Here is a 15005-nt window from a genome sequence, read left to right on the forward strand (position 1 = left end):
TTTCAAAGCAACAACGAGACTTTCACCGGCTAGAAGAAAGGAGCAGCTGCCGCAAACTGCTCCTTTTGTTGTTCAACTAACGTTCTCCATTTTAAATGGTTGTTTATAAATTCTATTAAACGATCGTTTTATAGACGGAGGCTGATCTCGTATAGAAAAAAACCAGCCCCCGAAACGTACTGGTTTACGCTGCGTTCATTCAACTATCGTTCCCCGTTAGCTTAATAAAGATTATTTCTTCTTTCTTAATATCCTCACAGCATAATAAACAATTATTCCAAGTAGCATTAATACCAGGATTTCTAATGTTCTCCATACTGGGCTTAAAACATATCCAAATGCGACTTTATGTTGAAGATGATCAACTGATTCGTATGTCTCAACAATATCCGGAACATAATTCATCGTGAGATAAATTCCTTGAAGAATCTGAAAAGCATAAAAAATGAATACAAATATTAGTCCTAAAACGAGAGCTCTTATAAATGGTTTTTTCATTTTTACCTCCCAAGCTCCTTCTTCGTTAATATAGGTCCCTTCATTGAACTAACGTTCTCCGTTAGTTCAATCGTCTAACTATTTCCCTCTTGCAGCATCTTTAATATAGCTCTTCGCTTCGCTTAGGGCTAATTGTATAGATTTAATAGATACATTTAATTCTTCTTTAGATGTCTCATTGTATAGTTGCTTTTCACCAAGTGATTTAAGCCCCCCAATCAGTTCGTCTCCTAAGGAAGGGATTCCACTCCGAACCTCAATTATGGAGAAATCATTGTCTTCGGTCTCTACAGCAAAAAATCCTAAACGCCTATACTCTACATAAACTCGACCCTTCATTAATCATTCTCCCTTCTCACTAAAACATAGCTACCCATTTTATCACACACCAAAATATACCACATATTGGAACTATACTGCCCGTTTGCTTAACAACGAAAGGGAGTAGCTGCGGCAGCAAACTCCCCCTTGTTTGTTCAACTATCGTTCCTCGATTGCTCAACACATCGGTTGATCATACACGGATAGATCTATATTCCACGATGAAACAAATAAAATGAGCCTTTAGACAATCTATTTGCAAACAAGATAATTTTATCAAATTGCTTCAAGACTTCATTTCTGTTGAGAAATAACTTCTCATACGGGCAGGTTAGTTTGGAAAACATAAAAAATCCTGAAGGGAAAATAGGCTTGGCTATGGAAGTAAACAAAGAGCAATTTATTTAAGTAGCTTAACAAAGAAATGGAGCAGCTGCCGCAGCAAACTGCTCCTTGATTGTTCAACTATCGTTTCCCGTTAGTTCAAAAAGTCACCTATTTATTTCAACGGTAATATTCATTTTTTTTAGCAATTCATTGACCACATCCAACGCTTCATCTCGCTGCTTGTAATCCAAAGTACAATATCTAATCATATCTAAGTTGTTATCTATTTGTTTTAGCTCTCCTGCGATATCGTCAGGCACTGTTATCCAGGAAAAATTATGTTGCAATTCAGCGATACTGTACGTACCTTCAATAAACTTACGACAAGCAAGCTTAAACTCGTACAAACTATCATTAATTGGCGCCCAATCAGGGTTTCTTTTGTCTTGCTCTGTTGGCTTCCTAACATATTGAGTCGCTGTTTTCTCACAAGCACCATACCTCAGATAATTCTTTTGTGCCTCTATCAATGGTATCTTATTGGCTCCAAAATCATATTCATTCATTTTTTGAAAAGGGTCATCTTCCCAAAAACATACTGGACAGATTTCATAATCTCCGTCACTGTCTATCGTTTTGTAACCGCAACATGGGCATGTATATTTTTTCACATCACACCTCCATTACGATTTTCTCTATCATAAAACACCTAAACTCTAATTGCACTAAACTGCCCGTTAGCTTAATGACGCATCGTCAGTCTAATACTTTATTTTCTATAACACGACTTACTCATGAATATTACGGCAGCACGTTTGTTTTTTAGAATGGACGACATGGTGCATCATTTCCCCGTCGGGAATGGGACAACGTTCTTGACTTCCGACATTATATGATGTGCCACATTATATAGGTTGTTTATGAGTTGTTTTTCCTCGCTTGAAATACTAAGTTGTTTTTCTTATGAGTTTATCCGTCGCAGCCAAGGATTCTTTTTTCTTTCCCTCATGTAGAACAAGGAGCAAGATCCACGGCGATCTTGCTCCTTGTTTGTTGTGTTTTGGTGTTTTGGATGTGTCTCGGGATTCGTGCCATTCAACTTCATCCTGGATGATCACATGGATGGCTGCCGCGGTGTACATTCAACTATCGTTCCTCGTTATTTGAGTCCCTTTAATTTGGTTTTGCATTGATTTCCGTTAAAGTTCATGCATCACGAAGTCCCACCGAGTTAAGGCAGCTTGCTGCCGGCCGCGATGTGGTTAGTCGGTGCGGATGTGTCCCGACAGTTACTTCCTCGTTCCTTGTTTCCGGGACCGAGGGTCGCCCAGACCCGGAGCGTGAATGCGGTGTTTATATGATGCACACGACGTCTTCGAGATACTTTCACACTGCTTTTCTGTTTCTATTTTCACTCTAGTAATGTATATTTCAGTTAAGTCTTCTTTTAAACGTCACTTATTTATTACCGAGTTGTTCCGCCAAACCGATTAGAAGTCCTTCATTTCCACGAATGTAGCAGAGCCGATACGAGTCCTCGTACTGAACCACTTCGCCAACGAGCTGAGCACCATACTTAGTGAGTCTGGATACCATTTCGTCAATGTCTTCAACGGTGAACATGACGCGTAGATAACCGAGGGCATTTACAGGAGCAGTTCGGTGATCTGATATAGTAGGTGGGGTGAGAAATCGCGAAAGTTCAAGTCGGCTGTGGCCATCTGGGGTAACCATCATAGCAATCTCTACACACTGTGAACCCAGCCCGGTTACGCGACCAGCCCATTCACCTTCGACAGTAGCTCGCCCTTCGAGCTTCAAGCCAATCTCCTCGAAGAAAGAGATTGCGTCATCAAGGGATTCTACAACGATGCCAACATTGTCCATTCTTAGTAATTTGTTTTTTGCCATAGTTTTATCTCCTTATGTGTACAAATTTATTACCTGATCATCTTCATATTTATTCTATCAAGACTTACTAATTCCTTCCAAACGATTAACATCTTGTCACAATTCATGTAATTACTCAACGATGGTCGCTCTTGCTGCTTAGGTAATCCCCCTCCCCCTCTATTGATCATCCGTCAGGAATGAGACAATGTTCTTGTCACAAAACGGGAATGGGACGATGTTCTTAACACCATGCAATGACAAGAACTTGCTCCCATAAATAGAAAAAGCCGCGATTTACGCGACTTAATCTTATCACTCACTTTGACTCCTCACCCTTCTGCATACGGAAAACATGGGCGATCGGAGCCTGTCCGTTCAATTCGCAATCCGGAAGCGTGATCGAGATACCTTCCGGCGTACGCTCAACCTGCAGCAAGGCGTCGCTTCCGACAAGCTCGATGCCGAAAACGGGCTCCTGATAAGGAATATGAACGACCTTGGAGACGTCTGCATCTGCGCTTTCATACAAGTACGTACAGTACACGGTATTTCCTTTCGAGGTGAATGCGCAGGCACCGGTATAATACGGCGCGCACACACGTGTGCCGTATACCGCCTCGCCGTAAACCTCCATCCATGCGCCCAATTCCTTGATGCTTTTGACCGCCCCGGCCGGCAATCGTCCGTCGGGCTGAGGACCTACATTCAGCGCTAAATTGCCTCCTTTGGATACGATTTCCATCAGAATTCGAACGATCTCCCTCCCCGATTTATACTGGTCATCGTATTTGAAGGCCCACTGTTTGCCGAGCGTAATGCAGCTTTCCCACGGTACGTTCAGCGGACGCTCCGGAATCGCTTGCTCCGGCGTCACATAATTTTCGTAAGGCCCTCCGACTGTACGGTCCGCGGACAGCAGCCAGGGCTGCGTTTGACGGGCTCGCTCGACGACCTCGCCCAATCGAATGTCCTGCTTAACCTCGTCACTCTCTTTGACCCAGCCCGCATCCAGCCACAATATATCGATCCGGCCGTAACGGGTCATCAGCTCCATGATTTGCTCATGGGTAAAATCGACGAATTTCTCCCACAGCCACGGATATTCCTCGGGGGAGTACGATGGCCCTCTCCACGTATCGTGGCCCCTCTCCATTCCTGGCGCCCAGTAATACGGCATATGCCAATCCGCCTTCGAGAAATAAGCGGCGATCGCAAGCCCCTTGCTGCGGAAAGCGTCAAACACATGCTTGCAAACGTCGGCATAGCGGTGTGCATGAAACGGCGTTTCGGTGCCGGTAATCCGGTAATTCGTCGTATGTGTGTCCCACATGCAAAATCCGTCGTGATGCTTGGTCGTAAAAATCAAATATTTGAACCCGCCTTCGGCGGCGATTTCCGCCCATACCTCCGGCTGGAGGCGGAACGGATTGAACGTGCGGTTCAGGCCGAAATATTCGCGCTTCAACTCTTCGTAGTCGCTCGTCCAGTCGACATCTTTACGCGCCCAATCACCGTCTTCGTCGCTGAGAATCCAGGACTCGGCCTCGATCTGCGAATAAGGTCCCCAATGCATCATTAGGGCCAATTTCTGATCCTTGAACCATTCCAATCTTTCCAGCGTAATCGGATTTTCTGGTTTTATCCAATTCGTCTCGCTGCTGTAACCGTGGACGCCTTCTTTCAATTCCGGCACTTCGGCTTGCTGAAGTTCTTTGATTTCCATATCGTTCATCGGGTTGCCTCCTTCGGTTCTCCGTGTCACTTCGAAGTGAAAATTTTACGTTTGTCGAAGACTTTCCTCAAATTTTTTTAACTCAATCACTCTATGTAGTTAAGTTTGAAGAAACGCCCTAATCCATATGAAATACTTCCTCCATTGTCGCCCACCATTCTCCTTCCGAAGCGGAATCAACTGGTTCCTGACACGGATCTGTTAGTTTCCACCACGCTTGCGTGTTCGGGTCAGCAGCCATATTAGCCATATCTTTCTCGAAGTCTTGTCCCGTGTATTCCAAATAACTAAAGAGATTCCCATCTCGGTAGTATATAGAGTAATTTTGGATGTTACATTCTTTTAACCGATTTAAGACTTCAGGCCATACTGCCGCATGTAATGCTTTGTATTCGGCTAACCTATCCATTTTCACCTTAATGGTCCATCCGTATCTTTTCATTGTCATCCCTCTTTGACTCAAATTTAAAAGGTGGACAACGTATAGAGTTGGAATTGCTGCCAGTTGGTTTATCCATCTTCTTTTCTACACTATCAATTATCGGATACGATACTTGTCAAAATACTGGGGAATGACCTCTGTTGAAGCACCCGGCATTTCTGGGAGGACATAAAATCCATTTTTCACCGTTGCGGGTTCAACGAATATCTCACGAATCCAAGGAATGTATTCTAGCATAATCGCATTTTGCGTTGCACCCACAGCTGCTCGGATGAGACTTCTGTTTTCACCGCGTAAGCGCCGCCATTCGCCGTTAGCAGCCTATTAATTTCGTTAGCCACGCGGCTTGCTTCCGTTTCGTTCCAGTCGGCAATGATAACTTTGGCGCCGTGGTTCGCAAATAATCTAGCAGTAGCTTCGCCAATCCCAGAACCCCCGCCCGTAATGGTCGCTACTTTTCCTTCTAATTGCATGCCTTATCCTCCTGTACTCATAAAATATGTTCTCAATTTGTACAAGCGACAAGCATTGTGACCAAAAATATCGTCCATTTTGTCATTCGTTATTGTATTAGGTAAATTAATTTGTGAAGTCTCTACTTAGGATGTGCCCAAGCAAGTCCTATATTGGATTGTTCTATCGTCTCAACGAAGACTTCCTATATAGGACTTGGGGGTTAACATGCTTACTGTAAAACTCTATTGAGCAAAGCTGCTGCTTCGGCACGGGAAGAGATACCGCTCGGAACGAATTTGTTTGCATCGCGTCCATTAATAAAATGAAGTGCTGCCGCCGCTCTTACTGAATCAAGCGCCCAGGCTGCCACAGTGGATTCGTCTGTGAAAAAAGAAGCCGTATTTCCGTTCAACTTGACGTCTTTCAAGATCACATACGCCCGCATCATCATGGTGACCATTTCTTCACGTTTGATTCTCGCATCGGGATCGAAAGTCGTTGTGCTTGTTCCTTTAATAATGCCTGCTTTGACAGCTATGGAAACAGCATCTTCGTACCAGGCACCCTTCGACACATCCGTAAATTTCGATTCGCCTACTGATGTCAGATTCAATGCTTTGACAAGCATTGCTGTAAATTCGGCCCGTGTGATCGAACGCTCTGGCTCGAACATTGCCGCACTAGTACCGTCAATAATGTGCTTCGCCGCTAACTGTTCGATCGCATCGGCCGCCCAATGAGTGGACTTAACATCGGTAAATGATTTCTTGAATTCGAGCATCGCATATTTGCTAAAATGGTAAATATTAGCGACCCATTCTCCGTTAATAAACGTGCCTCGCACATATTCCAGCGTACCATTGTCTGCCAAGTAGTAAATGCCAGTCAGTTTTGGATTTAAGGAAGGATCCACTTTGAATCGAATCGTCATCGGCTTATCGAAGCTGCTCAAGCTTGTCACTTTACCATCTTTCCCGACAATCGATAAGCTAAAATTGATCACTTTGCCGGAAAGTTTAATTTGTGCAAGTGTGGAAGATTGCCTCATCGCTAGAAGGTTGTTAGCATCGGATTCGGATAAGGGAGTCATGATCAACTCTATCTTACTGTTTTGTTTATCTTCTGCGGACAATTTATCTACCAACTGTTTAAGCAATTCAGCAGGTACTTCCAACGTGAATGGACCCATTTGAATGACTAATTGATTATGTCCGAGCAGCTCGGCTGCATTAGCAGGAAGTACAATTTTCTCTTTATCTTTGGCTATGATCGTCACAACTCCGTTGGAAGCTGGAGAGGTAAGGTCTTCCGTTTTCACTATAAGTGTATGAGAATCGGTATTTCCATTGACTGTACCACTGCCACCACCAGTAGAAGGGTTATTGTCCCCTCCACCAGTGTCCTTTGGCTTAAATGTAACATTGATCATATGGTCCGCAGATACCTTAGCAACCGTATATACGCTGGCGGTCACCGTCACGGCGGTACCATCTACCCTCACCTTGTCGATAACGTATCCATTGTTCGGATTGAATGTAAAGGTTTGATCAGCACCATCATTGACTACAACCGCGCCGTTAGGGCTGATCGTTCCGTTTTTCCCCGCACTCGCCGTGATCGTATGTGTCTGGTTACCACCACCAGTGTCCTTTGGCTTAAACGTAACATTGATCATATGGCCGGCAGTTACGTTGGTAACCGTATAGACGTTGGCGGTCACTGACACGTCGGTACCGTTTACCCACACCTTGTCGATTTCGTATCCATTGTTCGGATTGAATGTAAAGGTTTGATCAGCACCCTCATCGACTACAACGGCGCCGTTAGGGCTGATCGTTCCGTTTTCCCCCGCACTCGCTGTGATCGTATGTGTCTTAGCACCAATCTCACCGTTTTCCCGAAGGTTATAGAGCTCAAGCTCATACAAAGCGTACATGCCCCACGTCGTATAGTTCGCATCATTGATCTGTATTCTCAGCTTCATTGCGTCCTTTATTGTAGGAATATTGGCAAAGGTGTACTCCATGACGTTGTCATCTACGCTGCTTTTCCATTTGATCGGTACCCCAGTCGCTATGGTTTCAAAGTTTACTCCGTCTGTAGAAGCCTGAACATCAATATTGGAAATACCTTGGAGTAATCCAGAAGTTGTGGCCATGACGATGGTGTTAAAGGTTTGCGGCTGTTCCCAAGTAAGATTAATCTGATGCGGAAATTGATGATTGGCTCGTAAACTCGCGAACATGGTACCATAACTGCCGTCAACCATATTCGAAACACCATAGCCGCTATTATCTTCCCTGGCAGCTGATGCTGTAATAGCAGAATAGCTTCTGGCAATATTGGTGCCGGGTTCATTCACATTCCCTTTCAGAACGTTCAACGTGTAGAGCATTGACGTCGTCCCGTCGCTTGCGATGGACTTGATATGAACCATGCTTTTACCGATTGGAATATCAATCGCCTGCGCCGTGTTATTGGCGACGGTCTTTCCGTTGATCTGCAGCGTACCCGCTTCATCCGAAAGCGTTGGCGTAATCGCGATGGTGTTTACATCATTTGGAATCATTACCGGGTAGGTCGTCGTGCTGTTGTCAAACGTAAAGGAAGGAACATTAGAGATTGTTAAATTTCTTAGCGTTCCATCTGCTACAGGACTAATCTCTCCGTTGTTTGGAAGGTTATAAAGCTCAAGCTCATATAAAGCGTATATGCCCCAATACGTATTGTTAGCGTCATTGACCCGTATCCTCAGCTTCAGCGCGTCATTAACCGTAGGGATATTGGCATACGTGTATTCCATTTTGTTGTCGTCTGTACTGCTGTTCCATTGAATCGGTACCCTCTTCGCAATCGTTGTCCAATTCGTTCCATCCGAAGTAGCCTCAACGTCAATATCCGTTATACCCTGTAATAACCCTGATGGCGTGGCCATGACAATCGTATTAAAGGTCATCTGTTGATCCCAAGTAAGATTGATCTCATGTGGAAACGGATGGGTGTTAGTATACCCGCTAATACTAGCAAACATGGAACCGTAACTGCCGTCAACCATATTCGAAACGCCATAGCCGCTACTGTCTTCCCTAGCAGCTGTTGCCGTAATAGCTGAATAACTTCTCGCAATATTGGTGGTCGGTTGATTCACATTGCCTTTGATAAAGTTCAAAGTATATAGTCTCGTGGTTTCCCCATCACTTGCGGTAGACCGAATATGGATCTTACTTTTACCTGTTGGGATGTTGAATGTAAGCCTCTTACCGCTGCCAATACGTTGTCCGTTGACCTCCAGGGTTCCATTTGCATCCGAGAGCGTTGGCGTAATGGAGAATACGTTAACATCATTGGGAACGATAACTTGGTAATTAATATTGTTCTTATTAAAATGAAACGAAGGTGAGCTAGTCAGGTCCAAACTTTGCAGCGTTCCGTCATAGATCTGCTGTCCTTCATACATGCTTACTCGAAATCCGTCAACGAATAGGCTTTTGTTCTCCAGATTCACTACCTTGATCGTGTGCTTGCCTGCTGATAGATTATGATTGCTGTATACCGATATCGAATCGAGTTGAACCTTCTCATATAGATCTATAATTACCGGAGCGGAATCGTCGATGTATACGGCAATTTTACCGGAGTATTCATTTTTCTCTGCAATAAGATCGACTCCGGCCCCTGTAAATGTATAGGTCAAATAATCTTCCGCTTTCAATGTGGCTTGCACACCGCCCATATAAGCGTATTTCCGGCTTTTTGCAAACCATTCACCGTTGAAGGTGATCTCGCCGGTCGCGTTATCGGTCATGTATGTCATAGGTACATCTTGCCCATCGTAGGGACTCCTTGGCACGGGAATTGCACCCACAGGTTCTCTGGCAGCAGCTTTAACCAGATAATTATGAAGCATTCTGATATATTCAGGGTCAATGGTATATTTTCTCGGATCAGACGGGCTAACAGCGCTGTCAGCTATACGTTGGGCAAGATCAGGATTGGTTTGTTTGAGTTGGTGCATCAGTTCGTAATCCTCAAGTCCGTCTCTTTGGGCCTCGTATCGCAGCGAGCTTTTAACCGTCATATTATCCTTATCCGGATATACGATCGTGGAATCGCCATAATGAGGGACATACCATACGTTCCATCCCCAATGCAAGTGCCCTTTAACATCGTCTTGACTAAGATTCCAGAATAACAGCCTGCCAGTCATAGTGGGCTGTGTCCAGTGTCTGTTCAACCACGGAGCCGGATTGGCATCGCAAGTATACACCCACAAGTCTTTGCCGGCCGCTTGCTCCGTTTTATAAAAATCCTTATTGTAATGAAAAACCGGCGTTAACGGGACCCAAACATCCACATAGGGTTTGATGGCTTCGTTCATTAAAGTACCGCCCGCATCAGCGTCCAATGTTTTGAAATCCGGAACGATCTCTTTTACTTTTCTAGCGATATACGTCATATAGTTTGTAATGCTAGAACCGTTGGGTTCGTCCTTAGTATGCTGATACCAAGTGAAGCCATTATCGTTAAGCCAACCTTTATCCTCTAAATGATCGTGCAATGCCGTCAAGTAGTTAGTAAGATAAGCGTCTGTTACAGGTAGTGAATTGGGTTCGGGAATTGACGTTAACCACGGATCTTGGGGATTATCTTTGTTTGGCCTTTCGCTTTGCGGCATTTGTTCTAATGCATGGATCAAGTGAATGTTCGCAAAATGAGTAATCCCTCTATCCATAAAGGTTTGAACATATCGATCGAACAACGACCAGTCGATATCTTTAGGTATCCCGTCTTTAAAAGACGCCATTTTGGTACCATTTGCGTTTAATAATAAGTCTGTACGAACCCAAATCATGTTCTGGCGATAGTCGCTCATGGTTTGGGCGAAATTATCCATAAGCTCAAACCATTCATCGCTATACGTCTCCACTCCGTAATAGTACTGACCAACGTCATAACTATTCTGAGTTAAAGGATCATCAACATTCTCAGGTGGATTACCTCCAATCATAAAACCATTCGTCATCGCCCACTGATAATTAACGAAATTAGCTTCAGAGGTTTGAGGGATTTCAACGTTAGCTACCTCAACGTTAATAGGCACTTGGTAATCGCCCAAAGTCGTTTTCACTGTAACCATACCTTGATAAAGGCCGGGAGCAGCACCTGCTGGAACATAATTCGTTATTAAAATGGGTTGAGTTGAATTTGCCGCCACATGTATAGATGGCTCGTTGGACAGCGGGTCGGGGATTGCTGATAAGGGATAGATTTGCGCGCCTACCAAATCCGGCCAATATTGATTGGGTTGCACTGTATCTTCAAGTTCGTATTCCGCAAAATGATAGCTTAAGTTGCTGTTTGAGATCGTATTGCCAGAAGATACAAGATTGGAAAATTCAACTCCAGTAATCTCAAAATCACTATTGCTTCTTACAGCGATTTGCTCACTTTCGTATTCGTTTCTGGCTGAAACAAGATCGATGCTGTTTCCAGGACTTGCGGGGATCGTGCTGGTCCTATATACGGCCTTCATTGCATTAACCACCCATACGTCCAGCTGGCCGCTATCAGCATAGACACGAGCAGCATTGTCCTGATAAAAGAAGCTTGCTAGAATCATAAAACAGATCATTTTATACGTTGTTCGTTTGAACATAGATCAACAATCCTCTCATTCTTTTTTTTATTACAGAAACCATCTTTTGAAGCGCTTACAGAGGTAGCTGACAACGCCGTCTGTTCACATTTACATTGTATTATCATTTGAAACCCTGCAAAATAACAGTATTATTTGAAATCTAACAGATTTCGATTAGAAACAAAAAAAGGGCCGTGCTCTTATGAGCATTGACCCTTTTTTGATCATGACTATTGTTCACTTATGTGACGATACTGCGGTATGCGTACGATAACTGAAGTGCCAATCCCGGATTGACTATGAATTGAAATCCCGTATTCGGATCCAAATAAGAGCTGTAATCTTTCTTGAACATTTTTAATGCCATAACCAGCACTTTCATGTTTAAGAATACGCTCAATCTTGTACGGTTCCATACCGACGCCATTATCCTCCACGACAAAAACAATATCCTCACCGTCGAGACTTGCCCGCAGGATGAGTCTACCTCGCCCCTCCCGCTTAAGATCGATGCCATGCATAATCGAGTTTTCAACAATCGGCTGCAAAATCAAATGGATCATTTCAAATTGAAACACCTTGTCGTCCACATCAAATTCTACGTCAAATCTTTTATTGTGCATTGCTAATTGAATATGTATGTACGCTTGGACGTTTGTCCATTCATCTTGAATCGAAATAATCTCCTTCCCTTTATTTAAAGTCGTTCTGTAATAACTAGATAGATGATTCACCAAGTCACTAATTTCTTGGGCATCGATACGCAGCGCTTTTGAATTAATTAAAGATAAAGAATTGTATAGAAAATGGGGATTAATCTGAGCTTGTAGCGCTTTCAGTTCGGCAGACTTTTGCGTGATTTTTGTTTGATATACCTCCGAAATGAGCTGATTAATTTGTTTAAGCATAGAACCGAATCGATTGGTAAGCTGCCCGATTTCATCTTTGGAATTCGCTGATACAACAATAGTAAGATCACCGTCTTCCACCATCTTCATTTTGGTGTTTAATTTCTCGATTCCTTTTAACAGCGTTTCTGAGAACAAGAAGATAATAATGCTGAGGAAAACCATGCAGATGAGTACAATGATGCCCGTTGCGCTTAAAATATTGCCAATGCCTGTTTTGTACTGATTGTCGGGGACCAAATAATGCAGTATCCAATCGGTTTGAGGAATATCTTTGTTTACAACTAAATAGGATTCGCCACCTAATCTTGCTTTTGAAGTACCCTTCCTTGAAAGTGATTGAAGTTGAGCATCATCCATCTGCCCAACATGCTCTGATAATACGGGCCGATTCTGTCTATCGGTAATGATGATGCCATTCCCTCCGTTCACCCTGCCAATGAAATCACCGAAGATTTTATTGTAATCAAACCTGACATAAAGTACAGCGCTCACGGTCCGAAACTCGATATTGTAAATCACTCGTGTGGCAAACAATTCTCCATCTTCAAACCACCACTTGGTTGTATCACTGCCCTTTGTCTCTAGATACCAATCCTTATCCTTAATTGCAGAAGAAGGAGTCATGAAGTTTCCTAATTCAGATTGATGACTCTCGGAGTACAACATAATCTCATTCATATCCCTAACCATATACATCAAGTTAAAAAAAATAGGTTCAATTTTATCATTCAGCATCATAAATTGTGTGTACAAATCCAGATTCGGGTTACTCATCAATTCAATAACCGTAGGATGGAAAACAATCGATTTTATTGACACATCCTGCCTCTGAAGTCGGTAACTGATCTCTAGTGTGACCTTCTTCGCCTCGTTATCCGCGCTTTGCAAAAACTGGCTTTCCAATGAAGATTTAGAGTTATGGTAGGCATACAAGCCCAGTACAATGGTTGGCAGGAAGATGACAGTCACATAAGAAAGCAATAATTTCTGGCGCAGGCGGAGATTACGGATAAATTTGAGTAGAGTCACCTCCGCCCACCTACCTCACGATATTGAACAGGAGTCAAGCCATTATATTGCTTAAACATTAAATTAAAATAGGAAGTGTTCGCGAACCCAACTCTACTGGCAATATCAACAACTTTAATCGTTGAATCACGCAGCAGTTCTTTCGCTCGCTCCATTCGAACGGCTGTAATATATTTAACTAGGCTTTGGCCTGTACTTTTTTTAAATAAAAAACTTAAATAGCTTGGCGATAAAAAGACGCGCTTGGCTAAATAGTCGACCCCAATATCACTCCCGTATTCCATCTGGATAAGAGTCTGTACATCTTCAATCACTTTGCGGCAGTGATCGTCTGTCGCCGTTTCGATTCGTTGCAAATGCTCCTGAAAGACGGATAAAATGACTTGCTTCAACTCAGCAATCGAATTGCATAGTGCGATTCGCTCAAAACCATTCTTTAGTAAATTGCTGTTTCTTTTGCCTTGAGACTCTACTATTTTTTTTAATATTTCTGTAAATAATAGCTTGGCATACATAGAACTAAAGCGCTTACCACTACGCATACTCGCAATGAGAAACTCTATTCGATGCTCAAGTGTACGATATTCATTTCGTGCAATTGAAGTGTAAATATCCTTCAGCATAAGCTCTAACGATTCGTCGTCTATATGGTCATGAATGCTTTCATCTTCTTTGGAACAAACGACACTGCTTTCCATAAAAAACCGAAAATTCATTAACTCTTCCATTTGGGTGAACTCGTCATGAAGTCCCTCCAGCTTATCTACCGGACTACCAACAATAATGAAACTTCGCCGATCGAAGCGAGTCTCAAGCCATTCTTTAACCCAATTCCCATAAGCCATAAGCTCTTGCTGGTTATCGCTGTTCTTTGAAGCTGGATCAATAGCGACTAGCATGATGCTTTGATACTCATTCATATTTAAAAAAAGCATCTCATATTTACAAGTCGATTGAAAAAATTCGAACGCTTCTGTATGATGTTGATCAAAAAAACGATTTTGCAATCCAATCATAATCATATACATCCGCTTATTTACCAGATGATTTAGTCCTGCAAAAGCTGCCCGTTCCTCGTAATGGACGTCACTCTCACGACCTTGAAGGAGATCAAACAGTAGCTTCTCTTTCTCATACGCCACTCCTTTATGAAAACCTTTGATCAGCAGCTCATCTTTCTCCCTCTGAAGTCGTTCGTCCTCTAGTATAGCGATTATGGATTGGAACATTTTGAGGAATTCCTTTACATCGATCGGCTTCAACATATAATTAACCGTTCCAAGCTGAATCGCTTTTTGTGCATATTCAAATTCCCCATAAGCACTGTAAATAAGCACCTTAAGGTCCGGAACGACTACTTTTGCCTGCTTAATTAACTCTAGACCGTCCATGAATGGCATACGAATATCCGTGAATAACAGATCTACATGATGGCCCCTTATATATTCCAGAGCTACTTCCCCGTCATTGGCCTGAGCAACAGAAAATGGTAGAGCATGCTTATGAATAAGCCATTCAATGGCTTCGATTTCTGCTTGTTGATCATCGACGACTAATATATGATACATATTTTCCTCCCTGTCTGTTCAAACGATGGCAATTCACTCATCTCTTGAGGATACTCACTACAATCCAAAGCATAGCACACTGGACATTCCAATTCATACCATTGTATTAAATCACATTCTTTGGCTCTTATTTCCAAATGAATTCTGTTAGGTTTCGCAAAAATCTGTTATTTCGATGAAAATGACATTT

9 protein-coding genes and 1 pseudogene are annotated in these 15005 nt (G+C 42.9%); all 10 read right to left on the reverse strand.

The window, feature by feature from the left end:
• Positions 1–231: 231 nt before the first annotated feature.
• Complete coding sequence (locus tag HI950_RS04675; RefSeq protein WP_169081364.1) at positions 232–498, reverse strand: hypothetical protein; 267 nt, start codon at positions 496–498, stop codon at positions 232–234.
• Between the two features lie 78 nt (positions 499–576).
• The gene (locus tag HI950_RS04680) at positions 577–837 is read right to left on the reverse strand and encodes a hypothetical protein (protein WP_169081363.1); all 261 of its coding nucleotides are present in this window, start codon (positions 835–837) and stop codon (positions 577–579) included.
• A gap of 725 nt (positions 838–1562) precedes the next feature.
• Positions 1563–1817: pseudogene (locus HI950_RS35590) on the reverse strand (CPCC family cysteine-rich protein); the annotation flags it as partial.
• Positions 1818–2604: 787 nt separating this feature from the next.
• On the reverse strand, positions 2605–3057 hold the full coding sequence (locus HI950_RS04690) for a VOC family protein (protein WP_047679368.1): 453 nt from the start codon (positions 3055–3057) through the stop codon (positions 2605–2607).
• 298 nt (positions 3058–3355) lie between these two features.
• Positions 3356–4762, reverse strand: coding sequence for an alpha-L-fucosidase (locus HI950_RS04695; RefSeq protein WP_411268069.1), 1407 nt, complete (start codon positions 4760–4762; stop codon positions 3356–3358).
• Between the two features lie 127 nt (positions 4763–4889).
• Positions 4890–5213 carry an L-rhamnose mutarotase gene (locus HI950_RS04700; protein WP_169081360.1) on the reverse strand — a complete coding sequence of 108 codons (324 nt, stop codon included), beginning with the start codon at positions 5211–5213 and terminating at the stop codon, positions 4890–4892.
• A 230-nt stretch (positions 5214–5443) separates the two neighbouring features.
• Positions 5444–5686 carry an SDR family NAD(P)-dependent oxidoreductase gene (locus HI950_RS04705; protein WP_169081359.1) on the reverse strand — a complete coding sequence of 81 codons (243 nt, stop codon included), beginning with the start codon at positions 5684–5686 and terminating at the stop codon, positions 5444–5446.
• Between the two features lie 212 nt (positions 5687–5898).
• A complete protein-coding gene (locus tag HI950_RS04710) occupies positions 5899–11325 on the reverse strand; it encodes a glycoside hydrolase domain-containing protein (protein WP_169081358.1) in 5427 nt (1808 codons plus the stop codon).
• Between the two features lie 212 nt (positions 11326–11537).
• On the reverse strand, positions 11538–13247 hold the full coding sequence (locus HI950_RS36625; protein WP_169081357.1) for a cache domain-containing sensor histidine kinase: 1710 nt from the start codon (positions 13245–13247) through the stop codon (positions 11538–11540).
• Entirely contained in the window at positions 13244–14815 is a 1572-nt protein-coding gene (locus tag HI950_RS04720) for a response regulator transcription factor (protein ID WP_169081356.1), read from the reverse strand. Before HI950_RS04720 ends, HI950_RS36625 begins: the two co-directional genes overlap by 4 nt.
• Positions 14816–15005: the final 190 nt, after the last annotated feature.

It is taken from the genome of Paenibacillus sp. PL91, from assembly GCF_012935325.2.
In the GTDB taxonomy this organism is placed as follows: Bacteria; Bacillota; Bacilli; order Paenibacillales; family Paenibacillaceae; genus Pristimantibacillus.

Bases quoted from the DNA above. Each gene is read 5' to 3' on its own strand.
- HI950_RS04675 (WP_169081364.1), bottom strand. From the start codon at position 498: ATGAAAAAACCATTTATAAGAGCTCTCGTTTTAGGACTAATATTTGTA.
- HI950_RS04680 (WP_169081363.1), bottom strand. From the start codon at position 837: ATGAAGGGTCGAGTTTATGTAGAGTATAGGCGTTTAGGATTTTTTGCT.
- HI950_RS04690 (WP_047679368.1), bottom strand. From the start codon at position 3,057: ATGGCAAAAAACAAATTACTAAGAATGGACAATGTTGGCATCGTTGTA.
- HI950_RS04695 (WP_411268069.1), bottom strand. From the start codon at position 4,762: ATGGAAATCAAAGAACTTCAGCAAGCCGAAGTGCCGGAATTGAAAGAA.
- HI950_RS04700 (WP_169081360.1), bottom strand. From the start codon at position 5,213: ATGAAAAGATACGGATGGACCATTAAGGTGAAAATGGATAGGTTAGCC.
- HI950_RS04705 (WP_169081359.1), bottom strand. From the start codon at position 5,686: ATGCAATTAGAAGGAAAAGTAGCGACCATTACGGGCGGGGGTTCTGGG.
- HI950_RS04710 (WP_169081358.1), bottom strand. From the start codon at position 11,325: ATGTTCAAACGAACAACGTATAAAATGATCTGTTTTATGATTCTAGCA.
- HI950_RS04720 (WP_169081356.1), bottom strand. From the start codon at position 14,815: ATGTATCATATATTAGTCGTCGATGATCAACAAGCAGAAATCGAAGCC.